Annotated in this window: 1 protein-coding gene; it reads left to right on the top strand. The window is 30.2% G+C overall.

Annotation, left to right across the window (positions count from 1 at the left end; translation table 11 throughout):
• A partial coding sequence (locus Q0370_RS07755) for a C-terminal helicase domain-containing protein (RefSeq protein ID WP_299574248.1) occupies positions 1–1,057 on the top strand: 1,057 nt, incomplete at both ends.

The raw sequence follows: 1,057 nt of genomic DNA, 5'->3' as shown, positions 1-1,057 counted from the left end.
AAAACAAGCCGATAACTTATTATTCTGAAATTGATAAAGAAAATGAACTTTTAGACTTTAAATATACAAATTCACTTTTGGAAGAACTGAATTTATCAGTATACACACCGACTAAATTTATAAAAAGTGAAAAATTAGCCTATTATATCAATAAATATAAGTTATCAGGAAATCGTGGAGGAAAATTGGATTTTGATATACAGTCAAAAGGGCTTATTTACTTGCATAGAGTGAACTTATTTAAAAGGCTGGAAAGTTCTGTTTATTCTTTTTCTGAAACATTGAAAAGGCTGATTGAAAATATTGACAGGACAATAGATAACTTACAGAGAGGACAGCAGATTGAAGAAGAGCTTGATGTGGAAAATGAAGATGAAATCTATATTGAAAGAAGTAAGTATGAAATAAAGGTAGAAGATTTGAGAATAAATGCCTATCTTGAGGAGCTGTATAATGATAGAGATATTGTAAAAAAAATATATGATGAAACATTGATTTTATTGAAAGAAGATAGAGATAACAAGATTCATGAACTGGAAAAAATTGTGGAAGATAAGGTTGAAAATACACCATATAATGAAGGAAATAGAAAAATACTTATTTTTACAGCATTTGCAGACACAGCAAACTATATCTATTCTGAGTTGTTAAAAAAATTCGATTGTAAAGATATTAGCATTGCAAGTGTTACAGGTAAAGGAGTGAAAACTTCAAATAAAAAAGTAAGAGAAGACTTTCATAGCATTTTGAGTGCATTTTCGCCAAAGTCCAAAATGAAAATTGAAATTCCACAAGATGAGCAGATAGATATTATAGTAGGAACAGACTGTATTTCGGAAGGACAGAATTTACAGGACTGTGACACTGTAATAAACTTTGATATTCAGTGGAATCCTGTGTCGCTTATTCAGAGATTTGGAAGAGTGGACAGAATAGGAAGTAGAAATGACAAAATACAGATGATTAATTTCTTTCCGAATGCAGATCTGAATGAATATTTGGACTTGGAGAGAAGAGTAAAAGGGAAAATGACAACATTAAATATCGCTTCTACTGG

The sequence above is a fragment of the uncultured Leptotrichia sp. genome, assembly GCF_938036635.1.
Classification (GTDB): Bacteria; Fusobacteriota; Fusobacteriia; order Fusobacteriales; family Leptotrichiaceae; genus Leptotrichia; species Leptotrichia hongkongensis.
The sequence above is the reverse complement of the archived record's forward strand: the minus strand, read 5'-3'. Positions and strand labels throughout refer to the sequence as shown.